25 protein-coding genes and 2 pseudogenes are annotated in these 18,213 nt (G+C 61.0%); 16 read left to right on the top strand and 11 right to left on the bottom strand.

The window, feature by feature from the left end:
* The 4 genes and pseudogenes from sdhB to ilvD form a co-directional block, all read left to right on the top strand.
* Window positions 1-77: pseudogene (gene sdhB / locus AWB78_RS47085) on the top strand (succinate dehydrogenase iron-sulfur subunit); the annotation flags it as partial.
* Window positions 78-280: 203 nt separating this feature from the next.
* On the top strand, window positions 281-703 hold the full coding sequence (locus tag AWB78_RS38350; protein WP_062611935.1) for a nuclear transport factor 2 family protein: 423 nt from the start codon (window positions 281-283) through the stop codon (window positions 701-703).
* A gap of 2 nt (window positions 704-705) precedes the next feature.
* A complete protein-coding gene (locus AWB78_RS38345) occupies window positions 706-1,338 on the top strand; it encodes a TetR/AcrR family transcriptional regulator (protein ID WP_062611934.1) in 633 nt (210 codons plus the stop codon).
* A gap of 107 nt (window positions 1,339-1,445) precedes the next feature.
* Window positions 1,446-3,305 carry a dihydroxy-acid dehydratase gene (ilvD, locus tag AWB78_RS38340; RefSeq protein ID WP_062611933.1) on the top strand — a complete coding sequence of 620 codons (1,860 nt, stop codon included), beginning with the start codon at window positions 1,446-1,448 and terminating at the stop codon, window positions 3,303-3,305.
* 65 nt (window positions 3,306-3,370) lie between these two features.
* Here the strand turns inward: ilvD and AWB78_RS38335 are convergent, their stop codons facing one another.
* Both AWB78_RS38335 and AWB78_RS38330 read right to left on the bottom strand, forming a co-directional pair.
* Window positions 3,371-4,243, bottom strand: coding sequence for an NAD(P)-dependent oxidoreductase (locus AWB78_RS38335; RefSeq protein ID WP_062611932.1), 873 nt, complete (start codon window positions 4,241-4,243; stop codon window positions 3,371-3,373).
* Between the two features lie 40 nt (window positions 4,244-4,283).
* Entirely contained in the window at window positions 4,284-5,612 is a 1,329-nt protein-coding gene (locus AWB78_RS38330; protein WP_062611931.1) for an MFS transporter, read from the bottom strand.
* Between the two features lie 582 nt (window positions 5,613-6,194).
* Between AWB78_RS38330 and AWB78_RS38325 the strand changes: the two are divergent.
* Window positions 6,195-6,767 (top strand): annotated as a pseudogene (locus tag AWB78_RS38325) (porin); the annotation flags it as partial.
* Between the two features lie 23 nt (window positions 6,768-6,790).
* Here the strand turns inward: AWB78_RS38325 and AWB78_RS38320 are convergent.
* The 8 genes from AWB78_RS38320 to AWB78_RS38290 all read right to left on the bottom strand — a co-directional run bounded on the left by AWB78_RS38320 (window position 6,791) and on the right by AWB78_RS38290 (window position 10,950).
* Window positions 6,791-6,988 carry a hypothetical protein gene (locus tag AWB78_RS38320; protein ID WP_062611930.1) on the bottom strand — a complete coding sequence of 66 codons (198 nt, stop codon included), beginning with the start codon at window positions 6,986-6,988 and terminating at the stop codon, window positions 6,791-6,793.
* A 525-nt stretch (window positions 6,989-7,513) separates the two neighbouring features.
* Window positions 7,514-7,747, bottom strand: coding sequence for a helix-turn-helix domain-containing protein (locus tag AWB78_RS38315; RefSeq protein WP_074173647.1), 234 nt, complete (start codon window positions 7,745-7,747; stop codon window positions 7,514-7,516).
* Window positions 7,748-7,837: 90 nt separating this feature from the next.
* Window positions 7,838-8,014, bottom strand: a complete 177-nt coding sequence (locus AWB78_RS47080) for a hypothetical protein (protein ID WP_157697768.1) — start codon at window positions 8,012-8,014, stop codon at window positions 7,838-7,840.
* Entirely contained in the window at window positions 8,007-8,426 is a 420-nt protein-coding gene (locus AWB78_RS38310; protein WP_157697767.1) for a hypothetical protein, read from the bottom strand. The genes AWB78_RS47080 and AWB78_RS38310 overlap by 8 nt, the downstream gene beginning before the upstream one ends.
* A gap of 80 nt (window positions 8,427-8,506) precedes the next feature.
* Window positions 8,507-8,773 (bottom strand): hypothetical protein, encoded by a 267-nt coding sequence (locus tag AWB78_RS38305; protein ID WP_062611927.1) that lies wholly within the window; start codon window positions 8,771-8,773, stop codon window positions 8,507-8,509.
* Window positions 8,770-9,816, bottom strand: coding sequence for a hypothetical protein (locus AWB78_RS38300; RefSeq protein ID WP_062611926.1), 1,047 nt, complete (start codon window positions 9,814-9,816; stop codon window positions 8,770-8,772). The genes AWB78_RS38305 and AWB78_RS38300 overlap by 4 nt, the downstream gene beginning before the upstream one ends.
* Complete coding sequence (locus AWB78_RS38295; RefSeq protein WP_062611925.1) at window positions 9,806-10,720, bottom strand: YqaJ viral recombinase family nuclease; 915 nt, start codon at window positions 10,718-10,720, stop codon at window positions 9,806-9,808. Before AWB78_RS38295 ends, AWB78_RS38300 begins: the two co-directional genes overlap by 11 nt.
* A complete protein-coding gene (locus AWB78_RS38290; protein WP_062611924.1) occupies window positions 10,717-10,950 on the bottom strand; it encodes a DNA-directed RNA polymerase subunit alpha C-terminal domain-containing protein in 234 nt (77 codons plus the stop codon). Before AWB78_RS38290 ends, AWB78_RS38295 begins: the two co-directional genes overlap by 4 nt.
* Window positions 10,951-11,777: 827 nt before the next feature.
* On the opposite strand from AWB78_RS38290, the gene AWB78_RS38285 reads away from it, so the two are divergent.
* From AWB78_RS38285 to AWB78_RS38250, 9 genes are read left to right on the top strand one after another with little or no spacing between them, the layout of a single operon-like run.
* Window positions 11,778-12,005: a hypothetical protein gene (locus AWB78_RS38285; RefSeq protein WP_062611923.1), complete on the top strand. Its 228-nt coding sequence runs from the start codon at window positions 11,778-11,780 to the stop codon at window positions 12,003-12,005.
* A gap of 14 nt (window positions 12,006-12,019) precedes the next feature.
* On the top strand, window positions 12,020-12,943 hold the full coding sequence (locus tag AWB78_RS47075; protein ID WP_157697766.1) for a hypothetical protein: 924 nt from the start codon (window positions 12,020-12,022) through the stop codon (window positions 12,941-12,943).
* A complete protein-coding gene (locus AWB78_RS38275; RefSeq protein ID WP_062611921.1) occupies window positions 12,924-13,568 on the top strand; it encodes a hypothetical protein in 645 nt (214 codons plus the stop codon). The genes AWB78_RS47075 and AWB78_RS38275 overlap by 20 nt, the downstream gene beginning before the upstream one ends.
* A complete protein-coding gene (locus AWB78_RS38270; protein WP_062611920.1) occupies window positions 13,565-13,807 on the top strand; it encodes a hypothetical protein in 243 nt (80 codons plus the stop codon). Before AWB78_RS38275 ends, AWB78_RS38270 begins: the two co-directional genes overlap by 4 nt.
* Window positions 13,804-14,136: a DnaB-like helicase N-terminal domain-containing protein gene (locus AWB78_RS38265; protein ID WP_062611919.1), complete on the top strand. Its 333-nt coding sequence runs from the start codon at window positions 13,804-13,806 to the stop codon at window positions 14,134-14,136. The genes AWB78_RS38270 and AWB78_RS38265 overlap by 4 nt, the downstream gene beginning before the upstream one ends.
* Complete coding sequence (locus AWB78_RS38260; RefSeq protein WP_157697765.1) at window positions 14,133-14,351, top strand: hypothetical protein; 219 nt, start codon at window positions 14,133-14,135, stop codon at window positions 14,349-14,351. Before AWB78_RS38265 ends, AWB78_RS38260 begins: the two co-directional genes overlap by 4 nt.
* Window positions 14,351-14,887 carry a RusA family crossover junction endodeoxyribonuclease gene (locus tag AWB78_RS38255; protein ID WP_232478046.1) on the top strand — a complete coding sequence of 179 codons (537 nt, stop codon included), beginning with the start codon at window positions 14,351-14,353 and terminating at the stop codon, window positions 14,885-14,887. The genes AWB78_RS38260 and AWB78_RS38255 overlap by 1 nt, the downstream gene beginning before the upstream one ends.
* Window positions 14,884-15,126: a hypothetical protein gene (locus tag AWB78_RS47070; RefSeq protein WP_198399434.1), complete on the top strand. Its 243-nt coding sequence runs from the start codon at window positions 14,884-14,886 to the stop codon at window positions 15,124-15,126. Before AWB78_RS38255 ends, AWB78_RS47070 begins: the two co-directional genes overlap by 4 nt.
* The gene (locus tag AWB78_RS38250) at window positions 15,101-15,625 is read left to right on the top strand and encodes a Rha family transcriptional regulator (RefSeq protein WP_062611916.1); all 525 of its coding nucleotides are present in this window, start codon (window positions 15,101-15,103) and stop codon (window positions 15,623-15,625) included. Before AWB78_RS47070 ends, AWB78_RS38250 begins: the two co-directional genes overlap by 26 nt.
* On the opposite strand, the gene AWB78_RS47065 is transcribed toward AWB78_RS38250, so the two are convergent.
* Complete coding sequence (locus AWB78_RS47065) at window positions 15,611-15,901, bottom strand: hypothetical protein (RefSeq protein WP_157697763.1); 291 nt, start codon at window positions 15,899-15,901, stop codon at window positions 15,611-15,613. The two genes, AWB78_RS38250 and AWB78_RS47065, sit on opposite strands and share 15 nt — an antisense overlap.
* On the opposite strand from AWB78_RS47065, the gene AWB78_RS38245 reads away from it, so the two are divergent.
* Window positions 15,889-16,506, top strand: a complete 618-nt coding sequence (locus AWB78_RS38245) for a hypothetical protein (RefSeq protein ID WP_157697762.1) — start codon at window positions 15,889-15,891, stop codon at window positions 16,504-16,506. The genes AWB78_RS47065 and AWB78_RS38245 overlap by 13 nt on opposite strands.
* Window positions 16,507-17,674: 1,168 nt before the next feature.
* Window positions 17,675-18,213: transposase (locus AWB78_RS38240; protein ID WP_198399358.1), on the top strand; the 539-nt coding region annotated here is incomplete at its 3' end.

Below are 18,213 nucleotides of genomic sequence, written 5' to 3'. Positions count from 1 at the left end.
ACGTGTGCCCGAAGGGGCTCAACCCGACCAAGGCGATCGGCAAGATCAAGGAATTGATGGTGCGAAGGGCTGTCTGAGCAACCGCATCGAACGAAGAAATGGCGCAGCCTCGAAAGGGGCTGCGCCATTTTTTTCGTCCCATGATTGCTTCACGCATTGAAGTGATTGCATAGCGAACGATCGCTTGCTGAGCCGATATTTCGATCTTGTAATGAGACTGTTGTCTCACTAGAATGAATCGGCAGGCATTGATGAGCGCGGTTCGCGCAAGGAGGCAATCATGACGCTGACCCCTGTGGAGATGGACCGGAAGATCGACGAGCATTTCGGCTTCGAGCGACGCGACGATGTCGAAGGCGTGCTCGCCACGCTGACCGACGACGTGGAGCACGATGTCGTCGGCTGGCCCGCGGGTCCGGCGCATGGACGCGAGCAAACACGGCCGTTCTATGAAGCGTTGTTCGCGGATTTGTCGGAAAGCCGGGTCGAGTGTCTGCGCCGTCTTTATGGCGATGGTTTCGTCATCGACGAATCGATGTGGCGCGGCAACGCGCCGGGCAAGCCGTTCGGGCTCGAAGGCCGTGGACGTCCGCTGGAATTTCGCATGCTGCACGTGGTCGAGTTCAGCGAGAGCGGACAGATCCGGCGCGAGAATGTGTGGGTCGATCTCGCGGCGATCATCGGGCAATTGCCGCAGGCTTGAACATGGCCGATTCAGCAACGAGAGCGCGTGGGAATCAGAAGCAGCGCACGCGCAAGGATCTGCTGCAGGCCGCTTCGCGGCTCATGAAGCAGGGGCGAAAGCCCGGTCTCGAAGAAGTGGCTGCCGAAGCGATGGTGTCGCGCGCGACGGCGTACCGGCACTTTCCGAGCATCGATGCGCTTCTGATGGAAGCATCGCTCGATGTCGACACGCCGGATGCGGGCAAGCTCTTTTCCACGCGCGCATCGGATGATCCGGCCGCGCGTTTGCTGCGTGTCGATGCCGCGCTTCACGACATGATTCTCGCCAACGAGGCGCCGCTTCGGATGATGCTCGCGCATTCTCTGGAACGCGTGGCGAAGGGTGAATCGGGAGACGAAGTGCCGCTGCGCCAGAATCGGCGCACGCCGCTGATCGAGGCCGCACTCGAGCCGGCGCGCGGGCAGTTCAGGCCCGCAACGCTGGAAACGCTGACGCAGGCGCTCGCACTCGTGATCGGGACTGAAGCGATGGTCGTCTGCAAGGACGTGCTGCAACTCGACGATGCACGCGCGCGCAAGGTGAAGCGTTGGGCGATTCGCGCGCTGGTGGATACGGCGCGGCGAAGCGGAATGGACGAAACAGGTATGGGATAATCCCAAAATTCGCGCCGCCTCGACTCAAGAGGTCGCCGACATCGGCGCGCAAGGCCCGTTACCCTCGTGGCCCGCTCATATCCCGCGACATTCCAACAGCAACCACGATGCCCACTTACCGTTCCAAAACTTCCACCGCCGGCCGCAACATGGCGGGGGCGCGCTCGCTCTGGCGCGCCACCGGCATGAAAGACGAAGACTTCTCGAAGCCGATCATCGCCGTCGTCAATTCGTTCACCCAGTTCGTGCCGGGTCACGTCCATCTGAAAGACCTCGGCCAGCTCGTCGCACGCGAGATCGAGGCCGCCGGCGGCGTGGCGAAGGAGTTCAACACGATCGCGGTCGATGACGGCATCGCGATGGGTCACGACGGCATGCTGTACTCGCTGCCGAGCCGCGACATCATCGCGGATTCGGTCGAATACATGGTCAACGCGCACTGCGCCGACGCCATGGTCTGCATCTCGAACTGCGACAAGATCACCCCCGGCATGCTGATGGCCGCGATGCGCCTGAACATCCCGGTGATCTTCGTGTCCGGCGGCCCGATGGAAGCAGGCAAGACGCGTCTCGCGAATCCGAAGACCAAGGCCATCGAGCTGAAGAAGCTCGATCTCGTCGATGCCATGGTGATCGCCGCCGACCAGTCGTACTCCGACGCCGACGTGGCCGAAGTCGAACGCTCCGCATGCCCGACGTGCGGCTCGTGCTCGGGCATGTTCACGGCCAACTCGATGAACTGCCTCACCGAAGCGCTCGGTCTTTCGCTGCCGGGCAACGGCACCGTGGTCGCGACGCACGCGGACCGCGAACAGCTCTTCAAGCGCGCGGGACGCGGCATCGTCGAGCTGGCGCGCCGTTACTACGAGCAGGAAGAAGCGCGCGTGCTGCCGCGCTCCGTCGGCTTCAAGGCCTTCGAAAACGCGATGACGCTCGATATCGCGATGGGCGGCTCGACCAACACGATCCTGCATTTGCTCGCGATCGCGCGCGAAGCCGAGATCGACTTCACGATGACGGACATCGACCGCCTCTCGCGCACCGTGCCGCAACTGTGCAAGGTCGCGCCGAACACGAACAAGTATCACATCGAGGACGTGCATCGCGCGGGCGGCATCATGGCGATCCTCGGCGAGCTGGATCGCGCGGGCAAGCTGCACACCGACGTGCCGACCGTGCACGCGCCGACGCTGAAGGACGCGCTCGCTCAGTGGGACGTCAAGCTCACCGATGACGAAGCGGTCAAGACCTTCTACATGGCCGGTCCCGCGGGCGTGCCGTCACAGGTGGCGTTCAGCCAGAACACGCGCTGGCCGAGCCTCGACACGGATCGCGCGGAAGGCTGCATCCGCTCCTACGAGCACGCGTTCTCGAAGGAAGGCGGCCTCGCGGTGCTGACGGGCAATATCGCGCTGGATGGCTGCGTGGTGAAGACGGCTGGCGTCGATGAAAGCATTCTCGTATTCGAAGGCACGGCGCATGTCACCGAGTCGCAGGATGAAGCGGTCGAGAACATCCTCAACGACAAGGTCAAGGCGGGCGATGTGGTCATCGTTCGATACGAAGGCCCGAAGGGCGGTCCCGGCATGCAGGAAATGCTTTACCCGACGAGCTATATCAAGTCGAAGGGTCTCGGCAAGGCGTGCGCGCTGCTGACCGATGGACGTTTCTCGGGCGGCACGTCGGGCCTGTCGATCGGTCACTGCTCGCCCGAAGCGGCGGCGGGCGGCGCGATCGGTCTCGTGCGCGACGGCGACAAGATCCGCATCGACATTCCGAATCGCACGATCGACGTGCTGCTGTCCGACGATGAACTCGCGCGCCGTCGCGAGGAGCAGAACGCGAAGGGCTGGAAGCCCGCGAAGCAGCGTCCGCGCAAGGTGTCGGCGGCGCTGAAGGCGTATGCGAAGCTGGTGATGTCGGCGGACAAGGGCGCGGTGCGCGATCTGTCCTTGCTCGACGACTGAGCACGCGTCAGCCGCAAATGACAAAAGCCGCTCTCCGGAGCGGCTTTTGTCGTTTTATATAGCGATCAATCGCCCAGCAGGTTCGGCAGTTCCAGCAACGTGCGATGCGCGCCGCCTTGCTCGACCGCGCCCGTGAATGTCGTCTTCACGGCGGATGCGATGGCATCGACCGCGCCGGTGTCGCCGGCCATCGTCACGTAATAGCCGAGGTCCTTGAGCGCGTTGGACATGTGAAACGGCATGCCCGACGGATCGCCGTCCACGAGCGAAGGACGCAGCCGTTCCAGCGCCGCGCCGCCGCCACCGCCTTTCGCGAGCACGTCGACGAAAGTCTGCGCTTCGACGCCCGCGCGTTTCGCGCAGGCCGCCGCTTCGGAGATCAGCGCGATCGTCCCGAGCGACACGAAGTTGTGCAGCAGCTTCATGCTATGCCCCGCGCCGAGACCGCCGACGAGCGTGACGTTCTCGGCATACGTGCGCAACAGCGGCTCGATGCGTGCGAACAGTTCGGCCTCCGCGCCGACCAGCAGATTCAGGCGTCCTTCGTGCGCTTCCTTCGCGGTGCGCGTCATCGGCGCATCGACGAAGAGGCCGCCCGCTTCCTTGACGAGCCCGGCCATGCGCGCCGTCGATGCCGGCACGGCCGTCGAGCAGTCGATGATGATCGTCCCCGGCCGCAGTCCCGCAAGCACGCCATCGGTCGCGGTCAAGACGGCTTCGACTTCCGGCGAGCCCGTCACGCACAGAATGACGATGTCCGACTCGCGCGCAAGCGCTTCGCCGTTCGCGACGGTCTTCACGCCGCCTGCGCGCAGTTCGTCGAGCGGCTGATTGCCGGGATGCTCGACCACCGTCAGCGGATAACCATGCTTCATCACGTTGCGTGCGATGCCGTGGCCCATCAGGCCGATACCGATCATGCCGATTCGCTGCTTCATGCTGTGTCTCTTCGTGTTGTCGGGTTCAGTTAAAAAGGGCTCAACGGTTCACGAGGCGCCTGGGCAGCAGCATCGTCAGGACGATGCCGAGCACGAGGCAGCCGACCATCGAGAAGATCGGCAGCGTCATGCCGCCCGACGCCTGCTTCAGGAAGCCGACCGCATACGGGCCGAAGAAGCCGCCGAGATTGCCGAACGCGCTGATCCATGCGATGCCGACCGCCGCCGCGGCCGGTCCGAGCACGGCCGTGGGCATGCTCCAGAAGAGCGGCGGAAACGACAGCAGGCCCGCATTCGCGATGCACAGCGCGAACATGCCGAGCCACAGATTGTCATGCCAGAGCACCGAGAGCGACAAGCCGACCGCGCCCATCAGCAACAGCGCCGCGACGTGCATGCGCCGCTCGCCGCGCTTGTCCGCGCTGCGGCCGAACATCACCATGACGACGACCGCGACCGCGTTGGGCAATGCCGCGAGCGCGCCGATCGCGAAGTCGCCGCTGATGCCCATCGACTTGATCATCGTCGGGGCCCAGAACGTGTAGCCGTAGATGGCGAACACATCGAGAAAATAGATCAGGCAGAACGCCCACACGAGCCCGCTCGAGAGCAGGCCCTTGTGATTCGATTCGGCCGTCACCGCGCGATCTTCGGCCAGCACGCGCGCGAGGAACGCACGATCGGCTTCGCTGTAACGCGGGCTTTTGGTGACGTCGTCGTCGAGTCCTTTCCACGTGTAGAACGCCGCGAGAAACGCGGGCAGCGCTTCCACGATGAAGATCCACTTCCAGCCGGGCAACTGCATCAGGCCGTCGAAGTACTGCATGATGAAGCCCGTCAACGGCGAGCCGATCAGGCCCGCGAGCGCGAGCGCCGCATAGAACATGCTCAGGATGCGCGCGCGCCGGTTGCGCGGAAACGACCGGCCGATATAGAAGACGATCGCCGGAATGAAGCCCGCTTCCGCGACGCCGAGCAGGCAGCGCATCACGTAGAACTGCATCGGCGTGGAGACGAAGGCCGTCAGCCCCGACACGATGCCCCACGACAGAATGATGCGCGTGATCCATCGGCGCGCGCCGACGCGTTGCAGGATCATGTTGCTCGGCACTTCGAAAATCACGTAGCCGAGAAAGAAGATGCCCGCGCCGAAGCCGAACACCGCATCGGAGAAGCCGAGTTGCTGCGCCATCTGCAGCTTGGCGAAGCTCACGTTCACGCGATCGATGTAGGACGTGATGTACGCGAACATCAGGATCGGCAGGATGTGCAGCGCGAGGCGGCGGAAGATCCGGTCCGCCGTGGCCGCGTCGTGTGCCGGGGCGGACGATGCCGCGCCGCCGGCCATGCTGGTCGCATCGATTTCCACGTCTGTCTCCATGTCTGTTTTTTGAGCCCCGTCCTGTGTCGGCCGGATTCGTGGAACGGCGGACGCGGCGGGACAGATGAAATGTAGCGGCTGCTGAGCGCGGGAGATATGCGAAATGCGTGAAGCGGGCTTTCGAATACTTCGAACACGCGCTTCGCGGCGCGGCGCGCGCGCCGACTAGGGTTTTCCTGTATCCGCCCGCGGCGCAGCGAGGCGAAGCCAATGCCATACTGCGTTCGACTCGGGAAATCGCGGAGCCTTACTGCGCAAGGCTTTGCGGCCGGCCGCGCGGCGCGCGGCACAGCATTTCGGCACAAAAGACGCTAAACGCCTCCTTAAAAAGTGTGCCGACGCGCTTTAGAGTCACCGCTCGGGCGAGTTCGCGTGACACGTAAGTGGCGCGCTCGTGCGAAGAAAACCGACATGCGCGTTCGCACTCAAAACTGAAGTCGACCGCCGCACAACCGGTCGACGATCCGGTCCGGGTTCCGGGCCATGCGCGGCTTCCAGGACAATCCGGCCGACCGATTCGATGGACAGCCGCTCGTCATCTGCGGCGCCGGCGCATCGCTGTGCTTTTGGTCCCTATCGGGCAGCCGCTGGGGCGTGAAGGGTCAAGAAGACCTGGGCGGCGGTATGAAGGCGATTTTCCAGTTGGAAAACGGCTTTGACCCCGGCACCGGCCGACTGAACCAGGGCGGCCGCGAATTTGGCCGTCAGGCATACGTCGGTCTGTCTGGCAACCAGTGGGGCACGGTCACGCTGGGTCGTCAGTACGATCCGTCCGTTTACATGGTGCAAGGCATCACCGCTGACAACTACTGGGGCGCCATCGTCGCAACGCCGGGTGACGTCGACAACTACGACAACAGCCTTCGCGTGTCGAACGCCGTCAAGTACGTTTCGCCGAACTTCGCCGGCTTCCAGGTTGAAGGCCTGTACGGCTTCAGCAACCTGGCAGGCGCGACCGGCTAGGGCCAGACGTGGTCGGGCGCAGCAACGTATAACAACGGCCCGTTGGCTCTCGCGGCCAGCTACCTGTACGCAAACAACCCGAGCGCCGGCCGCCCCGTAGCCCAGGCCGATGGCAGCACGGCCGGCTGGAACAGCCCGTCGTCGGATACGCTGTTCAACAGCGCGATCAACATCGGCTATCAGACGAGGGCTTGAGCGCGCGATTAGAGCCGCCCGCTTAGGACTTCATGCACCTTGATCATCGCTATCTTGGGATCCCCTTGCTCAACCAGATTGCGGGCCGTAATGAGTATGTCCTGTTCGAACGGATCGGGGATGACAAGACGCTCGACTTCCCGAATGAACTGAAGCACGTCTCGATAGAGCAGGTCGGGGTACCTCCCGTCCTTGTAGCGGTTCAACTCGTTTGGTTCAACTCTTTTACTAGTACCGTCCAGCGGTCGGCCAATTGACTGATAGTTTCCGGATAGAAGCGGCGCATGGGCGAGCGTGTACGAGTGCGTGGATCGAACATGGATTGTTTTCCCGGTACATTGTTCGCCGCTATTAGGGGCAATCCCGTTGCGGCGATCATTGGAAAAACAAAAAGCCCGGAGCCCAGAGCGGGCAACAGCGCGATTTACAGCACGCCTCGCACAGCCAGCAGGCGTCTGTTTCAGACTAGTAACTCATCCACTATGATGCAAGTCGGCGTTGCGGGAATCTCGTCTATGGCGGCTCGGGGCGCGACTGATAGCTCAAGAATCCGGAAGCAGGAAAAGGGTACTGGCTACATCCTCATGCTGCGAACTGCGTCGCTCTATTCAGCGTCACACTGAACGATAGCTGGGAAAGTCAGCACAAAACGTCTAGCCGCATTGTCTGTCCAAGCGGTCGCCTATGAACCAAAGAAAAAGGTGGGGGCCTAAGCCCCAGTCAATTTTGGCTCAACGCGAGTCCCTGAGCTGCCGCGTATGCTCCGCTTCCTTGTCTTGCCGCTTCCCATATTCGATGCGCGCGTTCTCGCGCACGCGATCGAGATGCTCCGCAAGATCGCGAATGTCGATCATGATCCGATTGCCCCGTTTGTATGTTGGCATCGGGAATGCGTTCAGCGAGAGCCAGTTGTAGCCAGTTTTGATCGATACGCCGAGCACGTCACACACTTCTTCGAGAGACAAGTGTACTCGCGCGTCAAATTGTGCCGCTAGCAAAAAGAGCGAGCTGACAGGCTGCGAAGTTTTACTCATGGTCGTTTACTCCATCGCGGATCATGGAGCCGTGTGGATGAGATAGAGGATTGCCCATCCTGCGGCGGTGATCGCGAGCAGCAGCAACACCATCACGAGCGCGGTGAGAAGTCCGCTCACGATTTGCGCAACGACCGGCATGCGCCGGCGCTGTCGTCCATCGAGCGAGCGCGGGTCAAAGCAGCGTCGATCATTCATCGTTGTTCTCTCCGTCGATCGTCGCTTCACTCGTGTCGAGCGTTCCCTTGATTGTATGCTTCAGGACGGTCATGATCTTCGCCGCTTCGTCCTCGTTCGGATGAACCTGCAGCCGCCAGACGAGCGAACACGTTCCGCCCTCATGCGGCAGGATGCGCAACCTGTTGAACTTCGCGTCCGCGAGGCGCAATTCGTTTTTCTTCGCGCCCAGATGCAGCACCAGTTCGACCGGCGAGATAGATCCGTTCCAGAGCAGCGGACCGAGTTGCGGGAAGCGCAGATGCGGCATGTGCTGTGCGTCCTTGCCGAGCAAGTCGCCGTCGCCGTTCGCGCGATATAGCAACGGACGCAGCCCATCATCGAGTCGATCCAGAACCGTGTTCGGCAAGTCCGTCTCGATCTTGAGGTCCATCGCTAATCGTTCGTCGTCGCCAACAATTTCGGTCCGCACGTTGACGTGGATAACGCGCAGCTCCGTTTGCTGAAAGTCGATCATGGCCTAGCCTCGAGAAGTCTGGTGGCGACAAGGAATTGCGCGAGCGCAAAGGCGTTCGCTTCGGCGCGGATTTCCTCGAGCGCTTCCACCGCCTGGGCGTCGTCCAGTTCTGCGAGGATGGCCGTGAGATTGAGAACGAGCAGCACGCCGCCATAGAACGCGCGCTGCATATCGGCGCGCTGGCCAGGACCTGCGTCGGCGGAAATGTTCGCGCGTGCGAAGTGCTCGAACTCCGTTGCGAGCATGTGAGGACCGAGGATCATGCTGCTGCCTCCTCGGCGTCGCCGCCTTGCAGCCGGTTCATCGCCGCCTCGAACATGACGCGCAGTTCGGCTTGCTGTTCCTTTTTGTCGACCTGGGCGATCAGATCCGCCGCGGCCGCGAGCGCGTCGGTGTCCTTGCGCCGCTCGGCCGCTTCCATCGAACTCGCGACCTCTGCGAACGTCACCGTGAAGCCGTTGTCCGTCGGCGGCGTGTCCGGCCTTGTCTCTTCCTGCTTGGGATTCTTCGCGCGCTCGCGTTCGAGCTTCGCCTTGTAGTGCGCGCTCGCCTGTTCCTGTTCCTTCGGCTCGGTGAGCTTCTTCGCCAGTTCTACCGCTGCTTTGAGCGCGGGACCGCTCGTCGCTTCGTCGATCGCCTTGATGACGGTCGCAAGCGTTACGCGCCGCAATTTGGACTTCACACGCTCGGCGGTCGGCGTGCGCTTGGGCGCCTCGTCCGTCTTGACATCGCCGGTGGCCGGATCGACTTCCTCGACGCGGCCCATATCGATCGCCTCACGCACGAGTTCAGTAATTGGAATCCCGCGCAGCACATCGGGAAACTGGTCGCGCAGTGCGAAGCCGCGAGCGCGCATTTGCAGCATGCGCTTCGGATACTTCTGCCAGACGTCCTTGCCGATCAAACCAGCAGTCTGTGCGTCCGCGAGGCTGAACGTGCGTGTCTTGTCCTCCTTGCCGATGCGCTTGGCGGTGCAGACCGCGACCATATCTTCGGTGTCTTCATCGACGAAGTACTCGATTACGTCCACGCATGACGGACTGGACGTGACGAGCGCGAGCACGGCGTCGCCCCACAAGGTCGGTCGGTTGCCGACCACGGCGATGTTCTGCAAGCTCTGCATCGGCTTGAGCCCAAGCTCGTTGCCCCACTGCATCGCTACGGCGCACTTCTCGGGACTGCCCTGATAGTCCTTCGGTGCGAGCCCGGAATTTGCGACCATACGCGCGAAGTCCATCAACTCGTCATAGTTCTGAGGCGCGAGGTTGGGCGCGTCGTCCTCGCGCGTAATCACGTCATTCGTCATTTGCGTCTCCCTTGCTGGCCTTAAACCTGAAATCCGTGTATGACGTCGGCGCGACCTCATAGCCGCGGCGCTGGACCGTCTTGCGCGTGTACGCACCGCTTCCGTCAGCGAGCTTGCCGACCGCGCTCTCGCCGAGCAGGTCGAGCAGATGCGCGCGTGCGCCGTCGACAACCGCCTCGTATTGCTTGACGCGCTTCACCGCATCGGTCAGCACGCGATGCCACTCGACCGCCTCGACCGGTAGCGCGATCGTCATGCCGTTCGTGCCGGGATAGAGCTTTTTGAGCAGCGGCAACGTGCTCGCGTGCTCATAGTCAAACGGCGGCGGTTCTTCGCGCTCGACCATCAGCCAGAACGCATGCTCGCGCTCGATGATTTCTTCGATCACCTCCTCGTCACGCTCGATGTGATAGCGGCGTAACTCGTTCCCGCCGATACAGGCGATCAGGTCCCAGCGATCGTAATTCAGCACTTCCAAGTAATGTTGACACTGCAAAAAGTGACGTTCGGGCACGTCACTCGATCCGTCCTCGCCCCAATCGTTCGAGCGCTGCACGGCGAGACGATCGACGTTCTTTATCTCGACGCCACGGCGCTCGCCGACGACGAGACGATCGACGTTCGCGCGCATCCATGAAAAGCTACGATGCACGAGCGATTGATGCCGCATGCGCAGATGGAAGCCGTACTTCTCCATCGCCCAAGTTGCGATCGCGGGTTCGATATGACGCCCGGCCGCCATGAAGTCGTTATCCGCAACTTCAGGCAGGCGCCCGAGCTTGCGTTCCCATAGTTCGCGCGGCGTGATATACGGATCGAGCCCGAGCGCGGCGGCGCACTCAGAGCCGCCGATCCCGAGTTTGCGTTCCGCCAGCCTCGCGGCCCATTCCATCGTGTTGTTCATTCGTTCGGTCCTCCGTCTTTGAGCGCAAGCCCGTACAAGGCCAGCGCGACTTCGATTTCCGTCACTGATCCGGGTCCGAGTCCGGGCAACGTGCGCAGGTGTTCGCGATCGACCTGCAGAAGCTGATCGATCGTCCTTAGCCCGTCTCGGTCCAGCGCGTTACAGATTCGTCGAGGAAGATGCAGGGCGGCGCGTGTCGGACGCGGCCGCGGTTCTTGTTCTTCGCTCATTTGTCGATTTCCATGTGGATCGGGCTTATTCGTCAATCCCGCCGCGCGTAGGTTGGATATGACATTAAGCCTTGAAAAAATCGCGTCGCTATTAATTGATTCAGGACTGAAGCGACGCCAGTTTTCCTCGGAACACACGCTCGCTTGCAAAACTTGTTATATCGACTTAGCGCGCCGGAGGCGTTATTCCCGACTCTCGATAAAGCCCTTCAATCGGACCGATAGGGAGACTGAATGAGAAGCAGTGTCACGGCGCATAAGCTTTGAAAGCTAGACCTCGGCCCCTCGAAACGGAATATAGGGAAAATCCTATTGGGGAAAATACTTGTAACAACTAAATAGAGCAATACAAGAGAAACGCCCACCAAATCCGCATGGTTGAGCCGGAATGAATGGACAATTAATTAGCAAATCGCTGGCATGACTCTTTCCTAGTCAGACAAACCAGGGTTAACGATTGTTTCCACGGCGTATTTCTGGCACCCGGATAGCGATGGTCGCTTTACGTACAGTCTCAGCACAAATTTCGTGCCATGATTTGATCGGACGTTTTGCAAAAAATATTTCTTGCGACGTATTACTGGCATGATAATCGCGTAGCCACTGAAAGATGTTCGCAAGGTTCTTTATCGGACGCGGGTTTCCGCGATTCGGTCGCTCCACGTATTTTGAAGTTGTGATGAAACTTATCAGAGTTTTCCCGATCCGGAAAATTGCCGCCTTACATCCCGACGTTTTCGGGCATTGTTTCCACCGATATTCGGGTTTATTGTTTTCTCCGGTTGGTCCCGTCGCGCGACGGTTGTTCTTCGAGAACGGAGATAACCATGAACTCGAATCAGGAGACGTTCGTTCCGCTAATTACGCGACGCCAACGGGAATGGAACGACGCGCATGAGCGTGCAGAGCAGTCGAGGACGGGAGACGTTTTCGGCTGGTGGATCGACATGCGCTGCAAGGGCCGCCTCTCGGCCTCGAACACCGACATCAACATGCGAGACGAGCTGCGTCTGTTCAACGCGCAGCAGGTCGCGCCTCTGCCGTTCGACCGCTGATCGGGACACCGATCATGGGACGCGGCCGCCTGCTCAAATTCGAGTTCTTCCGGAACGACGCGCTCGGGCATATGCCCCCGCACGCTCGTCTTTTGTTCGCCGGTCTGATTACGCTCGCCGATCGTGAGGGACGGCTTGAGGATCGTCCGGGGCGAATCAAGGTTGACCTATTCCCGTATGAGCCAGACCTTGGCGAACCCGAGGTTGACCTTTGGCTATCCAAGTTTGTAGAGAGCGATCTGATCGCGCGCTACACGGTCGACAACATGCGTGTGATTCAGATCGTCAAGTGGTCGAAATACCAGCATCCGCATCCGCGCGAAGCGAAAAGCGTATGGCCCGCAAACCCTGATGCAGTAAAGGAGGTGAACTTTAGGCAAGCCAAGAAACACACAAGGCAAACCTTGGACACGCCAAGTCTGTCTTCTCCTTCTCTGCCTTCTAAAGATAAACCTAGAGAAAAAACCAATCGCTCTGTCTCAAGTCTCAGGTCATCCTCGCGCGCGCGCGAAGCGAACGCCGAGACGGAGACGACGAGCGCGACAGCGCGAAAAATTTTCGCGAGCAAGGGGCTCCGCTTGACGGCGACGACCGCGACGAACCTCGATGCCGCGATCGACGCCGGCGTGACCGCCGATAGCATCGATCACGCGCTCGACGTGGCTATCGCTCGACACGCCGGGAGTCCCGGCGCCTATGCCGTGACGACCGCCCTCGACTGGCTGCGCAACGGCACCGAACCGCCGCGGGCCGAGGCGTATGCGAACGGCCACGGCGACGGCCACGGCCGCCGTGACGAACTCGATTCGATCGCGAAGGATCGCAAGCGCATCGTCGATGGACTGACCGGCCGCACGCGTCGCCAGCAGCAAGCGAGCGAACAGAACGTGATCGACGTTCCGATGCAGGAGGTCGGCGATGACACGCGCCATTCCTGAGCATTGGGTCGAACGTCTGTTCGATCGCATGCAGTCGATCTGGGGCGCGCGCTTCGCCGATTTCTGGCGTAACTCGCCCGAGCCAGATGCGGTCAAAGCCGTATGGCGAGAAGGGCTTGCCGATCTGACCGACAACGCTTTGCGTCGTGGCGTCGCCGCCTTGATCCACGAGAAAGCGCCACCGACGCTGCCGCGCTTTCGCGAGCTATGTCACGTGGATCCGATGTACGTTGCGCCATCGGTCCCGGTACTCACGCATGAGCATCGCATCACGCCCGTCGGCATCGACAACAAGGCGAAGATCGACGCGATCCTTGCGAAGCATCGCCTACCCAAGCGCGAACCCGGACCCGGAACCGACGGCATCAAGTGGGCGTTCAAGATCCTTCGTGAAGCTAACGAAAGGGACGTGCCGCTCAACAAGCTCGCGAACGCTCAGGACGCGATTCGCAACTGGTGCGCCTCGCATGGCTGTTCGCGGGACGACTTCGACGAGAACGGCGACTGGATTCGCGATCCGATCGCGCGTCATGCTGATGACGTTGAGTTGCCGCCACTTGTCGATAGCCCACATATCTATCGCGAGCGTGAGCCCGGTGACGATGACGAGGAGATAGCAGCATGAGCGCCTTCGCCCGCATCGCCGCCAATCGACTGCGCGAGACGCAGTTTGCTTTGACGGAGCATGAACGCCTGTCCTATGCGACTTTTCTCGATGTGCTAAGCAATGAATGGGGTCGGTGTCACGCTTGCTCGCATCAGATGCCGCAGATCATCGGTAACGAGCACTTTCGAGCCGGCGACGATCTTAAGATGGATCTGCCGGCGCGCTTGTATCGCATCAACAACGGAGAACAAGAATGAAATTTGAGGACGACATTCGCACGCGCGCCGAGCAACGCGTGCTCGCTTGCCTGCTGCGTAAGAACATCGCGCTATGCCATTGCTCGTGGCTGATGCCGCATTATTTCTCGCACGATCAGCACGGCATGATTTTCGCCGCGATTCGCTCGCTGATTGCACAAGGACGTGTCGCCGATATGGAGACTGTGTTCTGGTATCTCGATGAGACTTATCCGCGCTTTCACGTCAGCGGCGATTACCTCGCGTTCCTCGCTGAAGACCTCGATGTAACGGTCGTGCATTGCGGGTACTACGCTGCGAAGCTGCTGGTTCCGGGAGAACGGCCATGATGGTGACGCTCGATCTGTCATCGAAGATGATGCCGCTCGTGCTGGTCAACGGCGAACCGCTCAAAGGCGTCACGCGCTGCGAGCTTGTCACTACGCCCGACGACACGCCGGTCGTTATGCTGCGCCTCGTTCACTTCAAGGTCATCGGCGCGACGTTGCCTGTGCTTCATTCGCCCGCTAAACGTAGTAGCGATTCAGTTGGGACTGCGTGGTAATGATGGGTCACCGCGCTCCCGATCTGCCGCTCCCGATCGCCCTCGACAAGCCGCTGACGTTGACGTTCCCTTACCCGGTCTCGGCCAATAGATATTGGCGCTCGTATGTCGTCTGCGGCCACGTCCAGACCGTTGTGTCCGCCGAAGCGAAAGCCTATCGACGCGAGGTCGCATGGCTGCTCAAGCTGGCGAAAATCCGGGAGCCGATCTACGGGCGTATCGGGCTGACGATTAGGCTCTATCCGAAGATGCCGCAGGACGCGCGTCAGCGCATGCGCAAGTTCGGCGACGAGTGGGAAGACGGCGTGCAATGTCAGGACTTGGACAACTGCCTCAAGATCCTGCTCGACTCGCTCAAAGGCCGCGTGTTTATCGATGACAGCTTCGTCTGGCGCCTGCACGCCGAGCGCGGCGAGCCCAAGCCCGAGGCGTGCGTCGAGGTGACGATCGAGAGCATTCCGTACGTCAAGCCGCAGCAGTCGCTATTCGACTCGATGCCCGTTCAACCGTTGATTGAAGACCCGTTCGAATCGTGAACAAGCAAGGACTTTTGATGGCCGTGAGACACGACGCGATAAGCCACCGACTGACCGAGGACAACGCCCGGATGCGCGACGCGCTGCACCTGATCGTCGAAATGTGCGCCGCGCAGCCCGACAACGATATGACGCGCCATATCGCACGCATCGCGCGGAATGCGCTCGTATCGGCCGCGCCCGAGAACAAGTCGTTACGCGTAGGAGATGAACATGATCGATCTGCCAGCGTTACCTGATCCGCTGCTGACCGTTCGCGAAGGTGAACCGCGGGCCGACTCGCGTGTCGTGGCGAAGCTATTTGACAAGCGCCACGATCACGTCCTGCGAGATATTCATGAACTGGTCAAGTCAGCGCCGGAACTAGAACCCAATTTTGGGGAGTCGTTCGAGGTCTATGCGAGCGGGAACGGCGCGAAGCGCAATCGACCGTATTTCCTAATGGCCGAACAGGGCTTGATGTTACTGGTCATGGGTTTCACCGGCGAAAAGGCGCTCGCGATCAAGATGCGCTTCGTCGCCGCGTTCAAGGAGATGCGTGATCTGCTGAACGCGCATCGCGCCGCGTTCGCAGAACGAATGCGAGATTGGGAGCTACGCGAGCGCGAGTCCGCGCAGCGTGGCACGGTCGGCGCGAAAGCGATATGTGTTCGCAAGCGCGAAAAGCCCGCGCTCGAATGCGAACGGCATTCGATCCTCGATGCTGTCCAACTGACATTGAAGTTAACCCGCGCGTAAGCGCACAGCCCGGAGCAAGCGAAATGACGAAGCAACAAAGCACCGAAACAGCCGGCTCCACAGCAACCGGGCAGCGAGCCCGACGACGCGCAACAGCAGCGCGACGAGAACCAGCGCCAGCGTGACGACAACCAGCGCGAGCGCGACGAGCGCCAGCGCGAACGCGAGGACGGCGAAGAAAACAACGGCGACAAAGATAACGGCGGCAAAGCCGCGTGAATGGAGAGTGATCGATGCGTGGTGAGCTTTTCCGGGACGTGAACGTGGCGCTCGCAACCAGCTACCGCATGGCGAGCCTACCCGCTGTCGACGCGGGCGCGACGCGCCGCGCGCTCGTCGCCGTGGCGTGCCTCTCGCCGACACGTAGCCGCATGCACGCCGATTGGGTGAAGCGCTTGATCGGAGAGCCGTCGCGTCTGGTCGACTTCTCGGGCCTGTCTCAGCTCGAAACGCGCGCTCAATGCGCGCTCGTGCGTCAAGCCGTGCTCGATCGCCTTTCCATACCCCAAGCTTGCGCAGTCGTCGCGCTTTTTTCCCAAACTCCCGGCGAGAAGCGAAAGGCTGTGTCTGGTCTGGTCGAGCATTTCTCGGCCTCCAGACCGGCTCTTGCTCGCGCCGCGCTCGCCGCCGATCCGCTCGCTGATCCGCTTTGGGATCTGCTCTGGCGCCGGTATCTTCCGGCGCGCTACGGCGACGGGTTGTCGCTTCGCGAGATCGCGGGCAGGACAAACACGAGCAAGTCCGCGCTCGCGCGCCGCGCGGTGCGTCTCGATGACGACCTTGAGGCGCTGGAACGTGATGCGCTTGCTTCGCTCGAACGGTTGTTCGTGAATCAGCGTGTGTGCTACATGTCGCTCGATCGATTCGGAAGTGAACCGTGATGGTCTGCGAGGTGCTGCCGCCTCAGGCGCGATGGCGGTCAGCGACCCTTACCGCCGCCATCGTGCACTGGCTTGGCTCATACCTTCCCGACGCCGAGGTCCTACGGTCAAGGCCGACATTATCCGCTATGGACCCGGCGCGCATGGCATCAGCGGCATTCGACGTACCGATGCACTCTGTCATGAGCCGGAAACGGCACCCTTGTTTCGCGGCGTTATTGGATCGTCCCGATCTTCGTTTCTAGCCTCGCGCAGGGGAGAGGCCGGTCTATGCGCAACGCAGCCGGCGCTGATCGACCCTCAACAGCCGAATAAGCGCGCGAGCTCTGCGACCGCTTTCTCCCAACGAGCGGCCGTTCATCATCTACCGCTTGCCTTTGCTAGCACCTCTTCGCGGTCGATCTGCGGCCTCTGCCATGAGCGCGTAGGCAGCCTCGATTTGTTCGCAGTCCTGCTGCCGTGCGATTACCTCGATGCCGCGAAGCAGATCCTCGGCAGGTTTAAATTTCCTCGGCGCACCCTTTCATGAACGCGGTAAAGACAGTGTCGCGCAATGAGGGGGGTCCTGATACTCGTGCGAAATTCCGGTCAGCCTTCTCTAGGCGCGGAACTATATAGCAATGGTGACGTTCGGAGAACTCTTCCGAGCACATGAACAACACTGCCCAGATTGGCATCTGGGCGAAATTGCGGGGGGCCGGGTAGCACCACCACTTCGGACAACAGCAGCACATCCAACCACAGCGATTCCGTACCTTTGCCTAGAGTGAGAATACCGGAGCAGGCAGATGGCTACGAATTCGACCGTGCGCTGCACGAGGAGGCACGGAGCATCACCGGAGAGGTGACCGGTACCTTGTGAACAAGATAACTCCATCGTTAGGGAGGGCACACTGTTGCATACGGCGCTGCATTCGAGACGCGGAGTCCGCAACGTCGGAAGGAGCTACTCCAGCCAGTCGTGGCGCCCATTGCGTCAGGCGCACCCGGCCATATCCCGCTCACATCTTCGGCCTGTAGAACGATCGATTTCTGAACGAGACAGTCGCTTGTCAGAATGCAGGTACAGATGGGCGACAGCTCGCGACGATGCTCTTGCTTTTCGCTAGGAGTATGCGCGGCAGAAATCTGATGTCATCCGGCCGAGCCGGGTAAGCGTTGTTAGGAGATGCCAATAAGCTATCTTCCCTACGAGCCGCAGCAGCAGATGTTGCTGCCCCACGCGCTGCAAGACTGGCTGCCTGAAGGGCACCTGGCCTATTACATCAGCGACACGGTGGATTCGCTCGACCTGTCAAGCTTCCATGCGCGGTATGCGGGCGGCGGCCCGCGCAATCAACCCTTTCATCCGGCGATGATGGTGAAGGTGCTCGTCTACGGCTATGCGACCGGGGTGTTCTCGTCGCGCAAGCTGGCCAGGAAGCTGCATGAAGATGTCGCGTTCCGGGTCCTCGCCGCGGGCAACTATCCGGCGCATCGCACGCTTTGCGACTTTCGCGCCTTTCACTTGAAGGAACTGTCGGACCTGTTTGTGCAAGTGGTGAAGCTGGCCAAGGAATGCGGACTGGTCAAGCTCGGGACGATTGCCGTTGACGGCACGAAGATCAAGGCCAATGCGTCGCGTCATAAGGCGATGAGTTACGAGCGGATGAAGAAAGCCGAGTTGGAACTCAAAGAACAGATCGATGCGCTGCTGGCCAAGGCGAA

This window comes from Caballeronia calidae (genome assembly GCF_900044055.2).
Taxonomy (GTDB): Bacteria; Pseudomonadota; Gammaproteobacteria; order Burkholderiales; family Burkholderiaceae; genus Caballeronia; species Caballeronia calidae.
The sequence above is the reverse complement of the archived record's forward strand: the minus strand, read 5'-3'. Positions and strand labels throughout refer to the sequence as shown.